The organism is Tardiphaga sp. 813_E8_N1_3 (genome assembly GCF_051811025.1).
Classification (GTDB): Bacteria; Pseudomonadota; Alphaproteobacteria; order Rhizobiales; family Xanthobacteraceae; genus Tardiphaga.
In genome coordinates, this window is record NZ_JBPWQE010000001.1 from 4039250 (window position 1) to 4061071 (window position 21822).

Below are 21822 nucleotides of genomic sequence, written 5' to 3' on the forward strand. Positions count from 1 at the left end.
TCGATCTCTTTTCTGTCGATGTGATGGCACAAGCGCTCACTGGTCGTCGAGCAATTCGCCAAAGCCTTCCCAGTTCTTGCCGTTAAAACGGCGCAGCCGCAGCTGCTGGAACGAGAGATAATCGTCCTTGCTGGTACTCACCGTGACACCCGACAGCAGCAACGGCAGTTTGACGTTCTTCATCGACGTTGCCTGACGCAGAATATTCTCCCGGCTGACATCGTCGCCGCACGCCTTGAGGATATGCGTGATGAGATGAGCATTCACGAACCCCGTCGCATAGTTGGTGTTGCGCGGATCAGCCGACGGCAGGCTCTCCTTCATGAAGGCAAAATAGGCTTTCACGTCCTCGTCGTTCGCCCATTGCTCGTCATTGATGTCCTTCTGATAGCTCGACGTGATCAGGCCGGTGGCATTGTCGAGGCCGGCAGGCTCCAGAAACGTGACCGACGAGGCCGAGGTCGGGACAAACATCAGGTCCGGCTTCCAGCCGATTTCGGCAACGCCCTTGATCATTTGCGACGAGAACTTGCCGACCACCGCACCAAACAGGACATTCGCGCCTGACGACTTGAGCGCTGCGAGCTGTGACGAGATCGTCGGAGCGCTGGTCTCATAGGTCGCCTCGGACACGATCATCTTCGCTGCCTTGTCGCCCAGGGCGCGCTTGAAGCCGGCCACATAGTCTTTTCCGAGATCGTCGTTCTGCGCCAGGATGGCGATCTTCGCATCCGGCTTGGTCTTCAAAACATGCTTGGCATAGACGACGCCTTCCGATTCATAGGCAGCCATTCCCGGCATGGTCCACGGAAACGCCTTCGGGTCGGCCCATTTGGTCGCGCCTGACAGCACGAACAGTTGCGGGATCTTCTTGCTGTTCAGATAGCGATGCACCGCATTGTTGGTCGCGGTGCCGAGTGTCCCGAACATCATCAGGACCTCGTCCTGCTCGACCAGCTTGCGGGTCTGCTCCACGGTCTTCGGCGGCGAATAGGCGTCATCGAGGCTGATGAACTTGATCTTGCGCCCGTTGATGCCCCCGTCGGCGTTGAGTTTGGCGAAATAGGCCTCCTGCGCACGGCCGATCACGCCGAAGCCCGAGAGCGGACCGCTATAGGGAAGCGTCTGCCCGATTTTTATTTCTTCCTTGGTGTTGGCCATCGCCTGCGTCGTTGCATGCACGCTTATCGCAAGGGCCAAAAGCCCAAACGTCCTCAGCATCGCTGATGCCATGATTGTCCACTCCCCGTTTTGTTTTTATCGGGCCGCGCTTATGCGCGTGCCCGTCTCGCAAAGTCCGAGGTCGCCTCTGCGTATTCGCGCTTGAGACGATCGACGAGTTCAGCGACCGGCGGCGCATCGACGATTTGTCCGATGCCCTGGCCGCAACCCCAGATGTCCTTCCAGGCCTTGACCTTCATGTTACCGCCGGAACCGAAGTTCATCTTGGTCTTGTCAGCCACCGGGAGATTGTCGGGATCGAGGCCGGCGGCTGCGATGGACGGGCCGAGATAGTTGCCGTGAATGCCGGTGAACAGGTTGGTGTAGACTGTGTCATGCGCGGCGAATTCGGTCAGCGCCTTCTTGTAGGCCGGGTCGGCATTGGCTTCTTCGGTCGCAATGAAGCGCGTGCCCATATAGGCGAGGTCCGCGCCGAGCGCGATCGCCGACGCAATCCCGTAACCGTCTGAGATCGCACCGGATACCAGCACAGTCCCCTTGAACCACTGCTTCACCTCACGTACTAGGGCGAAGGGTGACAACGTACCGGCATGACCACCGGCACCGGCGCAGACCAGGATCAGTCCATCAACGCCCTGCTCGGCCGCCTTGCGCGCGTGCTTGACGTTGATAACGTCATGAAACACGACGCCGCCATAGGAATGCGCGGCCTCGACGATTTCCGACGGCGGGCGCAATGACGTGATGATGATCGGAACCTTGTGCTTCACACAGGTTTCCATGTCCTTCATCAACCGGTCGTTGGACGCGTGGCAGATCTGGTTCACCGCATAGGGCGCGACCTTCTTGCCGGGATTCTTCGCCTTGTAATCCGCGAGCTCGTCCTCGATGCGCGTCAGCCATTGATCGAGCACTTCCACCGGCCGCGCATTCAGCGCTGGGAACGAACCGACGATACCGGCCTTGCATTGCGCAATGACGAGTTCAGGACCGGAGACGATGAACAGCGGGGAACCGAGCACAGGCAGCTCGAGGGTGCCGTCGAGAGCTTTGGGGAGCGACATAAGCGTTTCCTTATATTTTTGTAATCGAACTATAGGGGTTGACCACCCGCGCGTGTTGTTCGAATTTGAACAATAAGCCTTCCGGATTTGATCACATGGACTGGGATCTCTGTCGCACCTTCAATGCCGTGGTCGATGCCGGAAGCTATCTCGGCGCGTCCAGGCAATTGCGCACCAGCCACCCGACCGTCAGCCGTGAGGTCGCGGCGCTGGAGAAGCAACTTGGCACCAAGCTGTTCGTGCGCTCCGACGAAGGGCTGGTGTTAACTGCCCGCGGGCGGCGGTTTCACGAGAACACCAGGGCAATGGCCGAGGCCGCGCTGAAGGCGGAAGCCGTGGCCGGCGCGTCTGGCCAGAGCGCAAGGGGCGTGGTCAAAGTATCTATCGGGCCGACGCTGGCGAATTTCTGGCTGATGCCGCATATCGGCGCCTTCATCCGCGAGCACCCTCACGTCGAGATTCAGCTGGTGACGCACCCGTTCCCGGTCAGCGTGCGTAAGCGGGAAGCCGATATCGTGCTGCGCCTCTATCAGACTGGCGAAGAAAATCTCACCGGACGGAAAATCGCCAAGCTCGGCGTCGGCTTCTATGCCTCACGCGACTATGCGGCGCGATGCCCGCTGCCGGAGCAACGTGGTGCATGGAGAGATCACACGGTGATCGGCTTTGCCGACAAGTCGTCGAATTCCGAACTCGGGCGCTGGAGCGATCACGTCACCAAGGATGCGACTGTCGCCATCCGCTGCTCGTCGCAGGCCGACATGCTGGCAGCCGTAAGTGCCGGCATCGGCATCTGCGTGCTGTCTTGCATCGTCGGCGACGCGCATCCGGATCTGGTGCGCGTGGCGCCGCAGAAACTTACCAGCCTGTCGGACATCTGGCTGCTGGCGCATCCCGACCTCACCGATCAGCCGTCCGTGCGCGCGGTGCTGGAATTCATCACCGCCTGCGCGCGTGACGACCGCGCCCTACTACGCGGCCGTTGATGCACTGCACTTGCCCGGCCCTTCGCCTGCAGGCAATACGTATCGACAATCTCGCTCACGGTGACGATCCCGCCATGGCGGATGATGGAGCCGAAGGCGGCCATCGCCGAAAATTCTCCAGCGAGTGACATCCGCCGGAAGATGCGACAAGCTCCGGCTGCGGCAAATTGTTGCGTGTGCCGGAATGCCACTCAAGTGTGCGCTGCGCGCCTGCAAAACGTGCTTGGGACATGAGACGCGATGGTCCAAAGAGGGGCAAAGGACCGCCCCGCGGTTCATAGGCTGATCGATGAAGATTCTCGTTTTTGGCGGCACCGGCTTTGTCGGATTGAATATCGCGGAAGCCCTTTTGAAGCGCGGCCATGTGGTGACCCTGTTCGACCGTTCGGGCCTGCCACCAGCGGCGCAGCCTGCCTTCGCTGACTATGGCGACAGGCTTTCGGTGATCGTCGGCGATGTGCTTGACCGAACACTGATCGACAGCGTCATCGCAACCGGCTTCGATGCGATTGTTCTCGGCGCTGCGATCACCGCGGGTACGGAGCGCGATGCCGCCGATCCCGAAAGCATCCTGCAGGTCAATCTGATGGCGCAGACGCCGATCCTGATCACCGCGCGCCGCCATGGCGTCAAGCGCGTGATCAATCTGTCGTCCGCTGGAGCATACGGCACCTCCGCGTTCAAATATCCTGTTCTTGACGAGGAACTGCCCTGCGATCCCGTCTCGCTCTACGCCATCACCAAATTCGCATCCGAGAAGGTCGCGGCCCGCCTCGCCGCGCTCTGGCAAACCGATTTCATCAGCGTGCGGCTCAGCGCCGTGTTCGGACCCTGGGAGCGCGCAACGGGCGTGCGCGATACGCTCAGCCCGCTAATGCAGATTTTCACAGCGCAGGCGAAGCAGAGCGCCGCCATTCTGGTCCGTTCCGGCGTGCGGGACTGGATCTATGCGCCCGATGTCGCCGATGCCATGACGTTGCTGATCGAGGCACCGAAAACGCAGCATCGCCTCTACAACATCTCAAGCAGCACGCCGTGGTCAGCGCTGGAATGGGGCCAACAATTGGCGGAGTCCAATCCGGGCTTTGTTTGCCGCCTGGCGAGCACCGGCGAAACTCCAACCATCGATCTGCACAGCGACAGCGACAGGGCACCACTATCGGTCGTGCGATTGGAGCAGGAGTTCGGATGGCGCGCCAAATTCGGCTGCGCCGACTCAGCCGCGGATCTGATCGACTGGTCTGCACGGCATAGCGAAGGACGATGAGATGAGACTTCAGGGACGTACCGCAATCATCACCGGCGGAGGCTCCGGCATCGGCCAAGCCAGCGCTATGCTGTTTGCGCAAGAAGGCGCGTTTGTCGAACTGGTTGATCGCGACGAGGCGGCATTGAAAGAAACACTGGCGATGCTGCCTAGTGCAAACGAGGCGTCGATGCATCTCGGCGATGTCGGCGACGGCGATTTTGCGCAGACAGTCACCAGCGAGATCATTGCGCGGCGCGGTCAGCTCGACGTGTTGATGACCTCAGCCGGCTTTTCCTGCGGCGGCACCGTGGTGACCACAGCGCCAGAAGATTGGGACGCCGTGTTTCGCACCAATGTCGGCGGCACCTGGCTGTGGGCGCGTGCGGCTGTCCCGCAAATGCAGAAGCAAGGCAAGGGCTCGATCATCACGCTGGCTTCGCAGCTTGCGATCGCCGGCGGCAAGGGCAACAGCGCCTATATCGCTGCCAAGGGCGCAATCATCAGCCTGACACGCACGATGGCCGTGGATTTCGCCACCGACGGCATTCGCGTCAACGCGATCGCGCCGGGCGCCATCGACACGCCCCTGCTGCGCCGCAGCTTCGCGCGCCATGCAGACCCCGAACCCGTACGTGAAGCCTCGCGCAACCGTCACGCCATGAAGCGTTTCGGTCTGGCCGAGGAAGTCGCGCAGACCGCACTGCATCTGGCGAGCGATGCATCCTCCTTCACGACCGGCACCGTCTTGCCGGTCGACGGCGGGTGGCTCGCCGCATGAATGACGCGCTCAAGGCGCTGGAAGCGCAGGTCCGCGACGATCTCCACAAGATCGCCCATCCGAATATGCCGTGGCTCACGCCGAAATCCGCGCCTGATGGCACCCCCGCGCTGGACGTCCTCATCGTCGGCGCTGGTCAGGGCGGCGTCACGGCGGCCTTCGGCCTGTTGCGGTCTCAGGTCACCAACATACTCGTTGTCGACAAAAGCGCCGAAGGCCGCGAAGGCCCCTGGCTCACCTACGCCCGCATGCCGACGCTACGCAGCCCGAAGCATTTCACCGGGCCTGATCTGGATATTCCGTCCCTCACCTATCAGTCATGGCATGAAGCCATGTTCGGCAAGGAGCACTGGCAGGCGCTCGATCGCATCCCGCGTGGACACTGGGCGGACTATCTGCTGTGGTTCAGGCGCACCACCAGCGTGCCTGTGCGCAATGGCTGCGAAGTCCTGGATATCGCGCCGGCTGCCAACGGATTGCTTGCAGCCACCGTGCAGAGCGCCAGCGGTATTGAAGTCATTCACGCGCGCAAGATCGTTCTGGCCACTGGCCAGGAAGGCATGGGCGACTGGATGATTCCGGAGCAGCTCCAGCACCTGCCACCGTCACTCTGCGTCAACGCATCCGCGGATATCGATTTCGAAGCCCTGCGCGGCAAGACCGTCGCCGTGATCGGCGCCGGTGCATCCGCCTTCGACAATGCGGCGACCGCGCTCGAAGCCGGCGCTGAGGTGCACCTGTTGTGCCGCCGCGCGGAAATCCAGATCGTGCAGCCCTACCACTGGCTAACCTTCCGCGGCCTGCTGCGTCACTTCAGCGAACTCGACGATGCCTGGCGCTGGCGCTTCATGCACCGGCTCATGGATTTGCGCGAAGGCTTCCCGCAGCCGACCTGGGATCGCTGCGCGCGGCATGCCGGCTTCCATCTCCACGAAAACGCGCCCGTTCAGTTAGCACAAAAAATGGGCAACCAAGTTACGTTGCAGACACCACAGGGCACCTTCACGGCGGACTTTGTGATCTGCGGCACCGGAATCGACTTGGATTTTGCGAGTCGTCGCGAGCTACAGAGCTGCGCCAGCAATATCGCGATCTGGTCTGATCGCTACCAGCCACCGGATACCGAACTCAGCCCACGCCTCGGCTGCTTCCCCTACCTTGGCGATGATTACGCACTGATGGAACGCGTTCCCAACACCACGCCGTGGGTCACCGACATCCACCTTTTCGCAATTGCGTCCACCATGAGCTTCGGCCCGTCGGGGTCATCGATCAATGCGATGACAACTGCGATTCCGAAACTGGTGCATGGTCTGACGCGCGGCTTGTTCCGCGCGGATATCGAGCGATACTGGACCGCGTTCGAGGCCTACGACGTTCCACAAGTCACTATCACGCGGCAGCCGGAAGCTGCGCCGAAAAGCTAACGAACCAAACCATCCCGAGCGGGAAAACTCCTCCTGCCCGGCACCTATCGACCGTCGTTTGGCGCGTTCCTTGCTTCAATGGACGGGTCGCTCGACAGGTCAGGCACTGACGAGTCCGTTCAGAGTTTCCGTCGAATTCAGAGGATAGGGTTTATGGGACTGATCTATTCCAAGCAGATGCTCGGCGCCGCCGCAGCGCTGGCATTTTTCACCGCTGCCGTTCCTGCCATGGCGCAAACGCGCGCAGAGACGCTGCGCTATGTGACCGGCGCGGCTGTCAACACGCTCGATCCCAACATTCCCGGCTCGACCCGCGAGGCCTTTGCCGTCAGCCTCTCGACCTATGACCGCCTCGTCTCGTTCGGCCGCAAGCAGCTGAATGGCAAATGGGTGTTCGATCTCGACACCATTCGCGGCGAACTCGCGGAGTCCTACACGGTCAGCCCGGATGGCCTGAAGATCACCTTCAAGCTGCGCAGCGATGCGAAATTCCAGGACGGCTCGCCGGTGACTGCCGAGGATGTAAAGTGGTCGCTCGATCGTGCCGTCACCGCCAAGATCCTTGGCAAGGCGCAGCTGCTGACCGGTTCGCTCACCGATGCCAGCCAGTTCAAGGTAATCGATGCTTCGACCTTCGAAGTGACGCTGCCGCAGCCGGACAAACTGGCGCTGCCGAACCTTGCCACGGTCTATCCGATCATCATCAATTCGAAACTCGCCAAGGCCCACGCCACCGAGGAAGATCCGTGGGCGCAGGCCTGGCTCAAGGAAAACACCGCCGGATCGGGCGCCTATATCGTCGAGACCTTCAAACCCGGCGAGCAGGTCATCCTCAAGCGCAACGACGCCTGGAATCGTGCCGCCGGCGACAAGCAGGCCTTTTTCAAGCGCCTGATCATCCAGTCGGTGCCGGAGCCGGCAACGCGCGCCAACCTGGTCGAGAAGGGCGATGCCGACATCGTCATCGACCTGCAGGCCAGCGACGCACAGGCGCTTGAGGCCAAGGGCAAGCTGCAGGTGATTTCGACGCCGCAGTATAACGCCATCACCTTCATCTCGATGAACAACCAGATGGCTCCCTTCGACAAGCCGGACGTGCGTCGCGCCGTGGCCTATGCGCTACCTTATGACGACATGTTCAAGGCGGCACTCTTCAGCCGCGGTGATTTGCTGGCCGGCGCGACCTGGGCCGATGGCAAGCCACCGAGCGGTGCATTTCCGATCAAGCAGCCGATCAAACTCGACCTCGAAAAGGCCAAGGCCTATCTGAAGGCCGCAGGCTACCCGGACGGTTTCTCGACCACGTTCAGCTTCAATGTGGGTCAGTCCGCCACGGCCGAACCAATGGCTGCGCTGCTGAAGGAATCGCTCGCCAAAATCGGCATCAAGGTGGATATCCAGAAATTGCCAGATGCCCAGATGTCGACGCAGATCACCGAGAAGAAGCTGCCCTTCTTCACCGAAGGCATCGTCGCCTGGCTGCCGTCGACCGACTACTTCTACCGCAACTTCTACACCGGCAATCAGCGCTGGAACTACAGCTCTATCGACAATGCCGAGCTGACCGCAGTCGCGCAGAAGGCCCGTTTCGAGGCTGACAAGGCCAAGTACGAAGCCGACGGCAAGGTGCTGAACGCGATGAACTTCGACCTGATGCCGCAGATTCCGCTGTGGCAGCCGAGCCAGGATGCGGTGATGGCATCGAACCTGACGGGCTACACCTATCAGTTCCATCGCCAGGTCGATTACCGCGACCTCAGCCGGAAGTGATTGTCCGAGCACCAAGCGAGCAAATCCCGGAGCGCCATTCTGCGGCGCTTCGGATCTACGCAGCTTGCGAACTTAGCCGTAGCGAGCTGCCCATGACTACGAGTAACCGATCATGACGACTCTGGGCGCAACGGCCATCCGTGCAGCGCGACGCTTCGCATCCTCTTTGCCTGCGTTGTTTGGTGTGCTGATCTTCACCTTCCTGCTGATGCGCGTCTTGCCGGGCGATCCCGCCGTGTTCTTCGCCTCCGGGCCCAATTCAGGCAAGGAAGAGATCGAGACCATCCGCAAACAGATGGGTCTCGACAAGCCCGTGCCACAGCAACTGTTCCTGTATCTCTACGACGTCGGCCGCGGCAATCTTGGCCGTTCGCTGATGACGGGCCAGAACGTCACCAAGGACTTGCGTGAGCGCCTGCCCGCCTCCCTCGAACTGACTTTCTCGGCACTTCTGATCGCACTTGTTCTCGCAATCCCGCTGGGTGTCCTTGCGGCGCTGAAACCAGGATCGCTGATCGATCACAGCGTACGATTGTTCTGCGCGCTCGGGGTCTGTGTCCCAACTTTCGTCTCAGGGCTGCTGCTGATCTATATCTTCTACTATCTGTTCGGCGTGTCGCCCGATCCGACCGGGCGTGTCGATATCTTCACCACGCTGCCGCCATCGCGCACGGGCTTCCTTCTGATCGACTTTGCGCTCGCCGGCGACTTCGATGGCTGGTGGGCCGCATTCAAGCAATTGATCCTGCCGGCCTGCACCATGGCGCTGTTCGTGATCGCGCCGTTGGCGCGAATCACCCGCGCTTCGATGCTGGCGTCACTCGGCAGCGACTTCGTCCGCACCGCCCGTTCCGTCGGCCTGTCATGGTGGAGCATCATTGTCACCTATGCGCTGCGCAACGCCATCCTGCCCGTCATTACGATTGCCGGCATCGTGTTCTCGACCATGCTCGGCGCCAATGTGCTGGTCGAGAAGGTATTCTCCTGGCCCGGCGTCGCCTCCTACGCGCTCGACGCGCTGCTGTCGTCGGACTATGCCCCGGTACAAGGCTTCGTCCTGCTGATGGCTTCGGTCTTCGTTATCGTCAATCTTGTCGTCGATGTGCTCTATGGCATCGCCGATCCCAGGATTTCCATCGGATGAGCAGCGCAACACTTCAACACGCCGCCTTCATCCTGCGCGGCAACCCCATCACCGGCATCGCCGCCGTCGGCGCGTCCTTGCTGATCTTTGTTGGTATCTTCGGTCCGTGGATCGTGCCCTATGATCCCATCGCATCGAATGTTCAGAATGCACTGATGCCGCCAAGCGCTGCGCATTGGGCCGGCACGGACCAGCTTGGGCGCGATGTGTTCAGCCGCATCATCGTCGCCGCGCAGCTCGATCTAGCGATTGCAGTCTCCGCCGTTGGCATCTCCTTCGCGCTAGGCGCCGTCATCGGCGCTCTCTGCGGCTATTCGGGCGGCAAGCTCGATCGCGCTGTTGGCCGCTTCGTCGACGTGCTGATGGCGTTCCCGCTGTTCGTACTGGCCATGGCCATGGTCGCCGCACTCGGCAACCGCGTGGAGAACATTGTCATCGCCACCGCCATCATCAACCTGCCGTTCTACATCCGCTTTGCACGCGCCGAAGTGAACGTCCGCCGCAACCTCGGCTGGGTCGAGGCCGCGCGCGCCTGCGGCGACAGCCATGTCTCCGTGGTGCTGCGCTTTCTGCTGCCTAACGTGCTGCCAGCCATGGTGGTGCAGATGTCGCTCAATCTCGGCTGGGCCATCATCAATGCTGCGGGTCTCTCCTTCATCGGCCTCGGCGTAAAACCGCCAACGCCGGAATGGGGCATCATGGTTGCCGAAGGCGCGCGCTTCATCTCCACCGGCAAATGGTGGCTGGTGGCTTTTCCCGGCCTCGCTTTGATGCTGGCCGTGCTGTGCTTCAACCTGCTCGGCGACGGGCTGCGTGATATTCTCGATCCAAGACAGCGGACATGAGTCAGCGAACGTGATGACGACACCCAAACCGCTGCTCGATATCGAGAATCTTCAGGTCACTTTTTCAACACGCCGCGGCCCGGTCGAGGCCGTGCGCGGAATCTCGCTGTCACTTGCCGAGGGCGAAACGCTGGGCATCGTCGGCGAGAGCGGCTCCGGCAAATCGGTGACCGGTTTTGCGATGACGCGCCTGCTGGATGCGTCGGGTAAAATCTCCGGTGGTCGTATCTCGTTCCGCGATCGCGACATCACCAAGATGACCAGTTCCAGCCTGCGTGAGATGCACGGCTCGGCGATGGCCATGATCTTCCAGAATCCGCGCGGCGCGCTCAACCCGATCCGCGCTATCGGCCAGCAGATCGCCGACGCCATCCTGGCGCATCGCAAGATTTCTGCATCGGAAGCCCGCGCCGAGTCGCTCGAACTGCTGCGCGCCGTGAAGATCCGCGATCCCGAGAAGCGCATGAACGCCTACCCTCACGAATTGTCGGGCGGCATGTGCCAGCGTGTGATGATCGCCATGGCGATCTCCAGCAATCCCGCATTACTGATTGCCGACGAGCCGACCACCGGCCTCGATGTCACGACGCAGAAAGTGGTGATGGATCTCCTCGCCAGCATCGCCGCCGAAAGGGGCATGGCGACGATCCTCATCACCCACGATCTCGGCCTCGCCGCCCGCTATTGCCGCCGCGTCGTGGTGATGGAACAGGGCAAGCTGGTCGAGGAAGCCGACGCCTTGACGCTATTCCGGTCGCCGCAACACCCCTACACCAAGCGCCTCGTCGCAGCGTCTCCAACCGCGACCTCGCGCGTCGAGGATCTCGTGACCGATGACGAAAAGCTGCTGGTACCGGCGGTGCCCGTCCCACTGCCGCCGAAGCCGGTGCATGGCACGCCGCCGCTGCTGGAAGTTCTCGACCTCGTCAAGCGTTTCGACGACGGCACTGTCGGCGTCGCGAATTTCTCGATGGCCATCGCGCCCGGCGAAAGCGTCGGCCTGGTCGGTGAGTCCGGCTCCGGCAAGAGCACGACCTCGCGCATGATCTGTCGCCTGCTCGATCAGAGCGAAGGCATCATCAATTTCAACGGTCAGTCGATCAGCCATATCCCGGCACGTGACTTTCATCGTGCGCCACAACGGCGCGAAATCCAGATCGTGTTCCAGGACCCGAACGACAGTCTCAATCCGCGCTTCAACGCCTTCGACTGTATCGCTCATCCCCTGATCCGCCTGCTCGGCATGAGCAACGGCGCAGCGCTCAAGCAGCGTGTCGCCGAATGTGCCCATCGCGTCGGGCTTCCTGCGGACCTGCTGGAGCGCTTTCCGCACCAACTGTCAGGTGGTCAGAAAGCCCGCATCGGCATCGCCCGTGCAATCGCCTGCCGGCCGAAGCTTCTTGTGCTGGATGAGCCAACCGCCGCCCTCGATGTCTCGGTTCAGGCTGTGGTTCTGCAACTGCTTGAGCGACTGCGTCGCGAAGACAATCTCGCTTTCCTGTTCGTCAGCCACGATCTCAACGTCGTACGCATGATGTGTCAACGGACCATCGTGCTGCGCAACGGCGCTATCGTCGAAGAAGGCGAGAGCCATCAGTTGTTCGACAATCCGCAGACTGATTACACCCGCGAACTCGTCGACGCGGTTCCACATATCGAGATGATCGCCGCGGAAAAAATGGCCGCCGGCGCCTAGCTGCGGGTGGCCAGCGGCGAAACGCCTCAACTGCCGGCCTTGTCCGGTTCCATTGGCGTAACCATACCGACTATAGTGTGAATTGTACCGGCGCGGGATACCTTGCATCCACAGCGCATCTCGCCGAACATAAGACCAAGCGTCGCTCAATGACGCATCAAGATCGGGAGGATTACCGTGCGGATCAAAGCCGTTCACGTCGCCTTACTCGCCGTTATGGCGAGCTGTTCGGCCATGACGTCAGGCGCTCACGCCCAGGCATGGCCTCAGAAACAGGTCACCTTCATCGTGCCCTTCGCCGCCGGCGGCGGCACCGACGCCTTCGCGCGGCCACTGGCCGCGCAGCTCGACACCCAACTCGGCAAGCGCGTCATCATCGAGAACCGCGCCGGCGCAGGTGGCACGGTCGGCGCCTCGGCAGCGGCCAAGGCGGCGCCCGATGGCTACACCTTCTTCATGGGCGCCGCGCATCACGCGATCGCGCCGTCGCTCTATCCCAATCTCGATTACGACATCGAGAAAGACTTTATCCCGGTTGCGCTGATCGCGCGGCCGCCGCAGGTCATCGTGGTCAATCCCGACAAGGTCTCGGCCAAGACGCTCGGTGAATTCATCGCCTATGCGAAGGCCAATCCGGACAAGCTCTCTTATGGTTCGGCCGGTGCCGGCACGACGCATCATCTTGCCGGCGAGCTGTTCAAGATCCTGACCCAGACCAAGATCCAACACGTTCCCTATCGCGGGGCTGGTCCGGCCATGCAGGACCTCATCGCGGGTCACGTGCCGGTGGTGTTCGATGGTCTTGGCTCATCGGCCGCGCCAATCCGCGCCGGACAACTGCGCGCGCTGGCGATCGCCGCGCCGAAGCGCGTGGCCGCATTTCCTGATCTGCCGACAGCAGCTGAAGCCGGTTTGCCGAATTATGAAGTCGCCACCTGGTATGGGCTGTTCGCGCCCAAGGGCACGCCGCCCGACGTCGTCGAGCGCATGGCGAAGGAGCTGAAGGCTGCATTGCAGGTGCCAGCGATCAAGGAGGCGTGGGAACGCAACGGCTCCGACGTGCCTGATGTGGCCGGTGCCGACTTCGGCAAGATGGTGTCTGGCGAAGTGGCGCGTTGGCGCAAGGTCGTGACCGAAGCCAATGTGAAGCTGGACTGAACCGGCAGAATGACGAAGGCCGCCAGACGTAACGTCTGGCGGCCTTTTTTATGCAGAAGCGACTTCCGCCTGCCTGGCACCTGGACCAGCAAACATCGCACGGCCGGGAATCGCATCCAGCAACGCGCGCGTATAGGCGTCGGTGGGATTCTGGAAGATCTTCTGCGTCTCGCCCTGCTCGACGATCTCGCCGCGCCGCATCACCACGATGCGGTCGGCGATTTCGGCGGCGACGCGCAAGTCATGAGTGATGAAGATCATCGCCAGGTTCATCTCCTCGCGCAGGTCGGCAAGCAGCTGCAGCACCTGCGCCTGCACGGAGACGTCGAGCGCCGAAACCGCTTCGTCAGCGACCAGCACCGAAGGCTTCAGGGCCAGCGCACGGGCGATACAGATGCGCTGGCGCTGACCGCCGGAGAATTCATGCGGATAGCGATTGGCCGCGCTCTCCTGCAGGCCGACGCGGGCCAGCAGACGCTTGGCGTCGGCCATCGCTTCCTTGGCAGGCGTGCCATAGGCAATCGGGCCGCCGGCGATGGCGTCGCCGACCTTCTGGCGCGGATCGAGCGCCGCGAAGGGATCCTGAAACACGATCTGAATCTTGCGGCGCATCTGACGCAGCCGCTCACCACGCTGTGACAGCAGATCTTTGCCGTCGAAATGCACCGAGCCGGTATCAGGCTCGATCAGCCGCATGATCAGCCGCCCCAGCGTCGACTTGCCCGACCCGGACTCGCCGACGATCGCCACCGTCTCGCGCGCCTTCAGACCGAGCGAGATGTTTTGTACCGCATCGGTCCGGCGCGGCGGCAGGAACATGCCCTGCTTGGTGATGAAGGTCTTGTTCAGACCGACGGCATCGAGCAGCGGCTCGCCCGTGATCTTGCGATCCGTCCTCGTCAGCGAGCGAGCGCCCGGAACGGCGGCGATCAGGCTCTTGGTGTAATCATCCTTCGGATTGCGCAGCACCTCATCGACAGTACCCTGCTCGACGACGCGGCCATTGCGCATCACAACGACACGATCAGCGACGTCAGCAACGACGCCAAAATCGTGGGTGATCAGAAGCACGCCCATACCGCGCTCCGACTGGAGCTTCTTCACCAGCGCGAGAATCTGCTTCTGCGTGGTGACGTCGAGCGCCGTGGTCGGCTCGTCGGCCAGCAGCAACGCCGGATTGTTGGCCATCGCCATGGCGATCATGATCCGCTGGCGCTGGCCACCCGAGAGTTGAAACGGGAAGCTGCGGGCGAGCGCTACAGGATCCGGCAAACCGACGTCCCGGATCAGCTCCTGCACGCGCGCATCGACCGCCTCTTTGGACGGCGTCGGCTTGGTGTGCGTGATGATCGATTCCGCGATTTGCTGACCGACACGGGCCAGCGGATTAAGCGCGCTGAGCGGCTCCTGGAAAATCATCGAGATGGCGCCGCCGCGCAACTTGCGCATCGTGGGCTCATCCGCCTTGGCGATGTCACTGCCCTTGAAGCTGATGCTGCCCTGCGCGACACCCGTACGGTCGGGCAGCAGTCGCAGGATCGCATGCGCGGTCATCGACTTGCCGGAGCCGGACTCACCGACGAGACAGACGATCTCGTTGCGGTTGACGGTGAGCGACACGTCTTCGATGGCGAAAGGACGATCGGCGCCCGGCGGCAGGCTGATGGAGACGTTCTCAATGGCAAGCAGTGTTTTGTCGGTCATGAATACTATCGCTTGCGTGAGATACGGGGGTTCAGCGTGTCATTGAGACCTTCACCCACGAGATTGATGGCCAGCACGGTGAGCAGGATGGCGAGACCGGGAAACACGCTCATCCACCATGCCTGACGGATCACGGTGCGTGCCGCACCGATCATGAATCCCCAGGACATCAGGTTGGGGTCGCCAAGACCCATGAAGCTCAACGCACTCTCGATCAGGATGGCGCTGGCGACGGCGAGCGATCCGGTGACGATGATCGGAGAGATCGCATTGGGCAGGATACGGCGCAGCACCACGGTCAGCGGACGCTGGCCCTGGCAGACCGCAGCCTGGACGAACTCACGCCCGCGCAGCCGCATGAATTCCGCGCGCGTCAAGCGCGCCAGCGGCGGCCAGCTGACAATGCCGATGGCGAAGATGATGTTGGAGATCTTCGGCCCGATGGTCGCGACCAGCAAGATGGCGAGGATGAAGCCCGGAATAGTCTGGAACAATTCGGTGATGCGCATCATCACCTCATCGACCTTGCCGCCGAAATAGCCGGCGGTTGCGCCGATTGTGACACCGATGACCAGCGAGGTCAGCGTCGAGATGACGCCGATGATCAGCGAAATCCGCGCACCATGCGCGATGCCGGCCGCCACGTCGCGACCGAGCATGTCGGAGCCGAGCCAGAGCCCTTCGCTGAACGGCGGCTGGAACGGCGCGCCGACCATGTCCCAGGGGTCGTCAGGAAACAGCCACGGGGCCGTCACCGCGAGGAGGACCACCGCGAGGAGGACGATCAGACCAATCATCCCGGTGGGATGGCGGAGAAACGATTTGAGCGTAGACATCATATAATCCCGTTCACGATGCCGCACGCACGGAGACGCGCGGATCGATCACCCGGTAGATCGTATCGGTGAGAAGGTTGAGCGCGATCACGATCACCGACATCACCAGGAACACCCCGAGCAACACCGGATAGTCGCGCTGCAACAACGCGTCATAGATGAGACGGCCGAGGCCCGGCCAGGCGAAAACGGTTTCGATCACCACAGCGCCGCCAACTAGCGCACCGGCCTGCATGCCGGCCACGGTGACAATCGGCAGCATCGCGTTGCGCAGGATATGGCGCATGATGATGCGCCCCTGCTTCAGACCCTTGGCCTTCGCGGTCTTGATGAAGTCCTGATGGGTGACGTCGAGTACCGAGGAGCGCATGAGGCGGGTATAGATCGCGAGGTAGACAGCTGCGAGCGACACCGCTGGCAGAATCAAATGCATGCCGATATCGCCCATGCGCTGCAGTGTGGTCATCGGCACACCGATTGTGACGTAGCCGAAGGCCGGCAACCAGTCGAGCTGTACAGAGAACAGCAGGACCAGCATTAGGCCGAGCCAGAACACAGGCGTCGCATAGAGCAGCAGCGACACAATCGTCAGCAGCGTATCCGACCACTTGCCGGCGCGCACGCCCGCGAGCGTGCCGAGAATGATGCCTGACAGAAGCGCGAGAGTGAACGCCGTCGCCGTCAGCAACAGCGTCGCTGGCAGACGTTCCAGAATGAGCGATGCCACGGTCCGCTGCTGCCGATAGGAATAACCGAGATCGAGCGTCACGACGCGCTTCAGATAGTTGGCGAGCTGAATTGGATAAGGTTTGTCGAGCCCGTATTCAGCGCGCAGCTGCGCCAGAAGCTTTTCATCCGATGCGCCGCTCTGGCCGGCGATCACCTGCGCGGGATCGCCGGGTGCGGCATGCACCAGAATGAAGTTGAAGGTCGCAATGACCAGAACGACCGCGACGAATTTGACAAACCATCCCGCGATAGCGAGGGCGACCGCGAAAACACGACCGCCGCTATTGATCGAAGTCGAGGTCATCCGAAGCTCACGGAACTGAAGGACTCGTGCACGCCGACGCCGGTTGAGGTGACGTTCTTCAGGCGCTTGTCAATGAAGGTCGGATAAGCAGCTTCGAACATCCAGACCACCGGCACATCCTCGACCAGGATCTTCTGCACCTTGCTGTAGAGTTCCTGACGCTTGGCATCGTTAGTTGCGGATGCTGCTTCGTCGAACAACCGGTCGACCTCCGGATTGGAATAGCCGGCGGTGTTCGAGAACAGGATGCCCTTCTTGATATTGGACGAGATATAGGTGCGCGACACGCCGAGGGCGGGATCGCCGTACTGATAGACCAGGTTGCCGGTCATCTCGTAATCCCAGTTGCTGAACTTCTCGGCCCAGCCGCCGACATCCGTGTTCTCGAGCTGGATGTCGATACCCACACGGCCGAGCGTCTGGCGAATGAATTCGCCGGCACGCTGATAGACCTCCCCATAGGGCGGGATCAGATATTTGAGCGTGACGCGCTTGCCGTCCGGCCCAGGCTTCAGGCCCATCTCGTCGAGCAGCGCCTTGGCCTTCTCGATCGAGTAGTCGTAACGCTTGACGTCCTTTTCATAAAAACGCGTCTTCGACGACACCGGGCCAGTCGCGATCTTGGGCATGCCGAAATAGACGCGCTGCGCCATCGACTTCAGATCGAGCGCATGCGCAATCGCCTGACGGAAGCGCTTGTCGTCCATTGGCTTGACGCGATTGTTGAGCTCGAGCCACTGATGTGGGGCGAAATATTCGTAACCCTTTGTGGTCATCTCGTAGTTCGGCAGCTTCGACAGGCGAGCGACATCATAAAACTCGATGTCGTTCCATTGCGTGAGCTGGATCTTGCCCTGCTCCAGCGCCAACGAGCGCGACGCGGCGTCCGGAATAATGCGATAGATGACCTCGTCGAGATACGGCTCATCCTTGCGGTAGTAGCCTTCGTGTCGAACGAGATGGACGTGGGACCCTTTGACCCACTCCTTCAACTTGAACGGACCCGAGCCGATCGCCTGCGCATTCGCCGGGTTCTTGCGATAGTCCGAATCGTCATAGATGTGCTTCGGCACGATCGGGCCGGTGGTGCAATCGAGCGCGGTGAGGAACGGCGCGAACGGCGCCTTCATCTTGAAGATGACCGTGAGCGGATCGGGCGTCTCGGCCTTGTCGATGCGCGAATAGATTGCACGCGCACGCGCATGCGTCTCCGGCAGCATCTTGGTCATCGAGAACGCGACGTCCTCTGAAGTCAGCGGCTTGCCGTCGTGGAAGGTGATGCCCGGGAACAGCTTGAACGTATAGGTGAGGCCATCGGGCGAAACCTCCCAGGACTGCGCGATGCCGGGCATCGGCTTGAGGTCGGTGCTGTAGCGCAGCAGGCTCTCATAGATCTTGCCGCCCAGGGTCAGCGTCGGCTGCTGCTGGTTCAGTGCGGTGACGAGAATCGGAGGCTCAGGCTGAATGATCGTGTTCAGCGTGCCGCCTTTGGTCTGGCCAGCGGCACGGGTGATGCCGAGGGGGATACCCGAGAGAGCAACCGCGCTCACGCCCATCAGCTTCGCGAATTTACGTCTATTCATAGCCTCTATCCTTTAAACATAGACGCCTGACAGTGGCTGTAGCCGGACGCTTGCACGTCCGGCTACAGCCAAGCCATCAAGTGACTTTCAGTAACTTCGGCTTCAACCGAGCGTCACGGCTCCAAAAGTCTCGTGCACACCGATGCCGGTGGTGATGACATTCTTCAACCGCTTGTCGATGAAGTTGGGGAAGTCTTGCTCGACCATCCATGCGATCGGGACTTCTTCTACGACGATTTTCTGCACGGCCGTGTAGAGCTCCTGACGTTTTGCGTCAGATGTCGCCACGGCGGCTTCTTCGAATAGCCGGTCTACTTCCGTATTGGAATAGCCCGCGATATTTGAGAACAGAATACCCTTGCGGATATTCGCTGTGATGTAACTGCGCGACACGCCCAGCGCCGGATCGCCGAACTGGTACAGCAGATTACAGGTCATCTCGTAATTCCAGTTGCTGGTGCGTTCGGCCCAGCCGGCAAGATCGAGATTTTCCAGCTGCAGATCGATGCCGACACGACCGAGCGATTGCTTGAAGAATTCGGCCGAGCGCTGCCAGATTTCGCCGTAAGGCGGAACCAGGAATTTGATACTGACACGCTTGCCGTCAGCACCGGGCTTCAGGCCCATCTCGTCGAGCAGGGCCTTCGCCTTGTCCAGCGAGTAGTCGTACTGCTTGACATCTTTTTCGTAGAACCGCGTCTTCGACGAAACGGGGCCGGTCGCCACCTTGCCGAGATTGAAGAACACGCGCTGCAGCAGCGCCTTGCGATCGACCGCGAACATGACCGCCTGACGGAAGCGCTTGTCGTCCATCGGCTTGACGCGAAGATTGAACTCCAGCCAGAAATGCGGCGCGAAGAACTCGTAGCCCTTGGTGGTCATTTCAACATTGGGCAGCTTTGAGAGACGTGCGACATCGAACAATTCGACGTCCGTCCACTGCGTCAATTGGACCTTACCCTGCTCGAGCGCGACTGCGCGCGACGCACCATCCGGAATCACGCGATAGATGATCTCATCGAGATGCGGCTCGCCCTTGCGGTAATAGCCCTCGTGTTTGACGAGATGAACGTGCGAGCCCTTGACCCATTCCTTGAGCTTGAACGGGCCTGAGCCGATCGCCTGCGCATTGGCAGGGTTCTTGCGAAAATCGGTGCCGTCATAGATGTGCTTCGGCACGATCGGCGCTGTCGTGCAATCGAACGAATTGAGGAACGGCGCGAACGGCGCTTTGAGCGTGAACACCACCGTGAGTGGATCAGGCGCTTCAGCCTTGTCGATGCGCAGGAAGGTGCCGCGCGCACGCGCATGAGTTTCAACGAGAACCTTGGTGACCGAGAACACCACGTCTTCCGACGTCAACGGCTTGCCGTCATGGAAGGTGATGCCCGGAAACAGCTTGAACGTATAGACGAGGCCATCAGGTGAAACAGTCCAGGACTCAGCGAGACCGGGCAGCGGCTTGAGATCGGAGCCATAGCGGAGCAGGCTCTCATAGATCTTGCCGCCAAGCGTCAACGTCGGCTGCTGCTGGTTGAGCGCCGTCACCAGGATCGGCGGCTCGGGCTGGATGATCGTGTTGAGAGTACCGCCCTTGGTCTGACCGATGGCGCGCGCGACGCCGAGGGGAATCCCCGAAAGCGCCGTCGCACTCAAACCCAATAGCTTCGCGAATTCACGTCTATTCATCTTAATTCCTTTGTAGCAAAGATATTTGAAACGTTCAACGTTATCCGAAGCTCACCGCCCCGAACGTCTCGTGCACCCCGATCGCCGTCGACAACACGTTCTTCAGCCGCTTGTCGATGAAGTTCGGATAGTCCTGCTCGAACGTCCAGACCACTGGAACGTCCTCAACGAGAATTCTCTGGACCTGACTATAAAGCTCCTGCCGCTTGTCATCGGACGTCGCCACAGCTGCTTCTTCGAACAGGCGATCAACCTCCGGATTAGAATAGCCGGCGGTGTTCGAGAATAGGATGCCCTTCTTGATATTCGACGAGATGTAGGTGCGCGCCACACCGAGCGCGGGATCGCCGAACTGATAGACTAGGTTGCCGGTCATATCGTAATCCCAATCGGCGAACTTTTGCGCCCAGCCGGCGATATCGGTGGTCTGCAGTTGCAGATCGATGCCGACGCGCCCGAGCGACTGGCGCAGGAATTCGGCGGCCCGCGTATTGGCCTCGCTGACCGGCGAGATCAGATAGCGCAGCGTGACGCGCTTGCCATCCGGACCGGGCTTCAGCCCCATCTCATCGAGCAGCGCCTTCGCCTTGTCGAGGGAGTAGTCATAGATCTTGACGTTCTTGTCGTAGAACCGCGTCTTCGACGAGATCGGGCCGGTCGCCAGCTTGCCGAGCCCGAAATAGATTCGCTGCAGCATCGTCTTGCGGTCGATCGCATGCATCACGGCCTGACGAAAACGCTTGTCGTCCATCGGCTTGATGCGATTATTGAGTTCGATCCATTGATGCGGCGCAAAGAACTCGTAGCCCTTGGTGGACACCTCGTAATTCGGCAGTTTCGACAGCCGCGGCACCTCGAAGAATTCGATATCGCCCCACTGCGTTAGCTGCACCCTGCCCTGCTCGACCGCCACGGTACGCGACGCACCATCGGGGATCGCGCGGTAGATGATTTCATCGAGATAGGGCTCGCCGGGCCGATGGTAACCTTCGTGCCGGACAAAATGGATGTGCGATCCCTTGACCCACTCCTTGAGCTTGAACGGACCGCAGCCGATTGCCTGCGCATTGGCGGGATTCTTGCGATAGTCGGTCCCCTCATAGATGTGCTTCGGCAGGATCGGCGCCGTGGTGCAATCCAGCGACGTCAGGAACGGCGCGAAGGGCGACTTCAGCGTGAAGATCACTGTCAGTGGATTGGGCGCTTCCGCCTTCGCGATACGCGCAAATGTCACGCGACCGCGCGCATGGGTTTCCATCAGCACCTTGGTCATGGTGAAAATCACGTCTTCCGACGTCAGCGGCTTGCCGTCGTGAAACGTGATGTTCGGGAACAGCTTGAACGTGTAGGTCAGCCCGTCCGGCGAAACCTCCCAGGATTTGGCGAGTCCGGGAATCGGCTTGAGATCGAAATCGTAGCGCAGCAGGCTCTCATAGAGTTTGCCGCCAACGGTGAGGGTCGGCTGTTGCTGATTGATTGCCGTGACCAGGATCGGCGGTTCGGGCTGAATGATCGTATTGAGGGTACCGCCTCTGGTCTGCCCCGTGGCGCGGGTGATGCCGAGCGGGATGCCCGACAGCGCCGTAGCGCTCACACCCAGCAATTTCGCAAACTCACGTCGATTCATTCAGCTCTCCCGATGGACACAGAGGGTTGAACGTCAGGGTTGCACTGACGC

General features: G+C 61.1%; 17 protein-coding genes. 9 read left to right on the top strand and 8 right to left on the bottom strand.

From position 1 onward, the window contains the following. Window positions 1–36: 36 nt before the first annotated feature. Entirely contained in the window at window positions 37–1161 is a 1125-nt protein-coding gene (locus AB8A33_RS19080; RefSeq protein ID WP_439095980.1) for an ABC transporter substrate-binding protein, read from the bottom strand. A 110-nt stretch (window positions 1162–1271) separates the two neighbouring features. Further along, entirely contained in the window at window positions 1272–2246 is a 975-nt protein-coding gene (locus AB8A33_RS19085; protein ID WP_439094156.1) for an NAD(P)H-dependent flavin oxidoreductase, read from the bottom strand. Window positions 2247–2341: 95 nt separating this feature from the next. Here AB8A33_RS19085 and AB8A33_RS19090 point away from each other — a divergent pair, with 95 nt between their 5' ends. From AB8A33_RS19090 to AB8A33_RS19130, 9 genes are all read left to right on the top strand, one after another. Continuing rightward, window positions 2342–3232, top strand: coding sequence for a LysR family transcriptional regulator (locus tag AB8A33_RS19090; protein WP_439094157.1), 891 nt, complete (start codon window positions 2342–2344; stop codon window positions 3230–3232). A 289-nt stretch (window positions 3233–3521) separates the two neighbouring features. After that, window positions 3522–4499, top strand: coding sequence for an NAD-dependent epimerase/dehydratase family protein (locus tag AB8A33_RS19095; RefSeq protein ID WP_439094158.1), 978 nt, complete (start codon window positions 3522–3524; stop codon window positions 4497–4499). 1 nt (window position 4500) lies between these two features. Further along, complete coding sequence (locus AB8A33_RS19100) at window positions 4501–5259, top strand: SDR family oxidoreductase (protein WP_439094159.1); 759 nt, start codon at window positions 4501–4503, stop codon at window positions 5257–5259. Continuing rightward, the gene (locus AB8A33_RS19105) at window positions 5256–6686 is read left to right on the top strand and encodes an NAD(P)-binding domain-containing protein (RefSeq protein WP_439094160.1); all 1431 of its coding nucleotides are present in this window, start codon (window positions 5256–5258) and stop codon (window positions 6684–6686) included. Before AB8A33_RS19100 ends, AB8A33_RS19105 begins: the two co-directional genes overlap by 4 nt. A gap of 153 nt (window positions 6687–6839) precedes the next feature. After that, on the top strand, window positions 6840–8456 hold the full coding sequence (locus AB8A33_RS19110; RefSeq protein ID WP_439094161.1) for an ABC transporter substrate-binding protein: 1617 nt from the start codon (window positions 6840–6842) through the stop codon (window positions 8454–8456). A 112-nt stretch (window positions 8457–8568) separates the two neighbouring features. Beyond that, window positions 8569–9600 carry an ABC transporter permease gene (locus AB8A33_RS19115; RefSeq protein WP_439094162.1) on the top strand — a complete coding sequence of 344 codons (1032 nt, stop codon included), beginning with the start codon at window positions 8569–8571 and terminating at the stop codon, window positions 9598–9600. Further along, window positions 9597–10445, top strand: a complete 849-nt coding sequence (locus AB8A33_RS19120; protein ID WP_315841066.1) for an ABC transporter permease — start codon at window positions 9597–9599, stop codon at window positions 10443–10445. The genes AB8A33_RS19115 and AB8A33_RS19120 overlap by 4 nt, the downstream gene beginning before the upstream one ends. A gap of 13 nt (window positions 10446–10458) precedes the next feature. Beyond that, complete coding sequence (gene nikE, locus AB8A33_RS19125) at window positions 10459–12141, top strand: nickel ABC transporter ATP-binding protein NikE (RefSeq protein ID WP_439094163.1); 1683 nt, start codon at window positions 10459–10461, stop codon at window positions 12139–12141. 177 nt (window positions 12142–12318) lie between these two features. Then, entirely contained in the window at window positions 12319–13299 is a 981-nt protein-coding gene (locus tag AB8A33_RS19130; protein WP_439094164.1) for a Bug family tripartite tricarboxylate transporter substrate binding protein, read from the top strand. Window positions 13300–13347: 48 nt separating this feature from the next. On the opposite strand, the gene AB8A33_RS19135 is transcribed toward AB8A33_RS19130, so the two are convergent. The 6 genes from AB8A33_RS19135 to AB8A33_RS19160 all read right to left on the bottom strand — a co-directional run bounded on the left by AB8A33_RS19135 (window position 13348) and on the right by AB8A33_RS19160 (window position 21771). Beyond that, window positions 13348–15003, bottom strand: a complete 1656-nt coding sequence (locus AB8A33_RS19135) for a dipeptide ABC transporter ATP-binding protein (protein ID WP_439094165.1) — start codon at window positions 15001–15003, stop codon at window positions 13348–13350. A 5-nt stretch (window positions 15004–15008) separates the two neighbouring features. After that, window positions 15009–15839 (bottom strand): ABC transporter permease, encoded by an 831-nt coding sequence (locus AB8A33_RS19140; RefSeq protein WP_120289223.1) that lies wholly within the window; start codon window positions 15837–15839, stop codon window positions 15009–15011. 13 nt (window positions 15840–15852) lie between these two features. Next, window positions 15853–16872 (bottom strand): ABC transporter permease, encoded by a 1020-nt coding sequence (locus tag AB8A33_RS19145; RefSeq protein ID WP_439094166.1) that lies wholly within the window; start codon window positions 16870–16872, stop codon window positions 15853–15855. Beyond that, window positions 16869–18455 carry an ABC transporter substrate-binding protein gene (locus AB8A33_RS19150; protein WP_439094167.1) on the bottom strand — a complete coding sequence of 529 codons (1587 nt, stop codon included), beginning with the start codon at window positions 18453–18455 and terminating at the stop codon, window positions 16869–16871. The genes AB8A33_RS19145 and AB8A33_RS19150 overlap by 4 nt, the downstream gene beginning before the upstream one ends. Window positions 18456–18557: 102 nt before the next feature. Further along, window positions 18558–20144 carry an ABC transporter substrate-binding protein gene (locus tag AB8A33_RS19155; protein WP_439094168.1) on the bottom strand — a complete coding sequence of 529 codons (1587 nt, stop codon included), beginning with the start codon at window positions 20142–20144 and terminating at the stop codon, window positions 18558–18560. 40 nt (window positions 20145–20184) lie between these two features. Next, complete coding sequence (locus AB8A33_RS19160) at window positions 20185–21771, bottom strand: ABC transporter substrate-binding protein (RefSeq protein WP_439094169.1); 1587 nt, start codon at window positions 21769–21771, stop codon at window positions 20185–20187. Window positions 21772–21822: the final 51 nt, after the last annotated feature.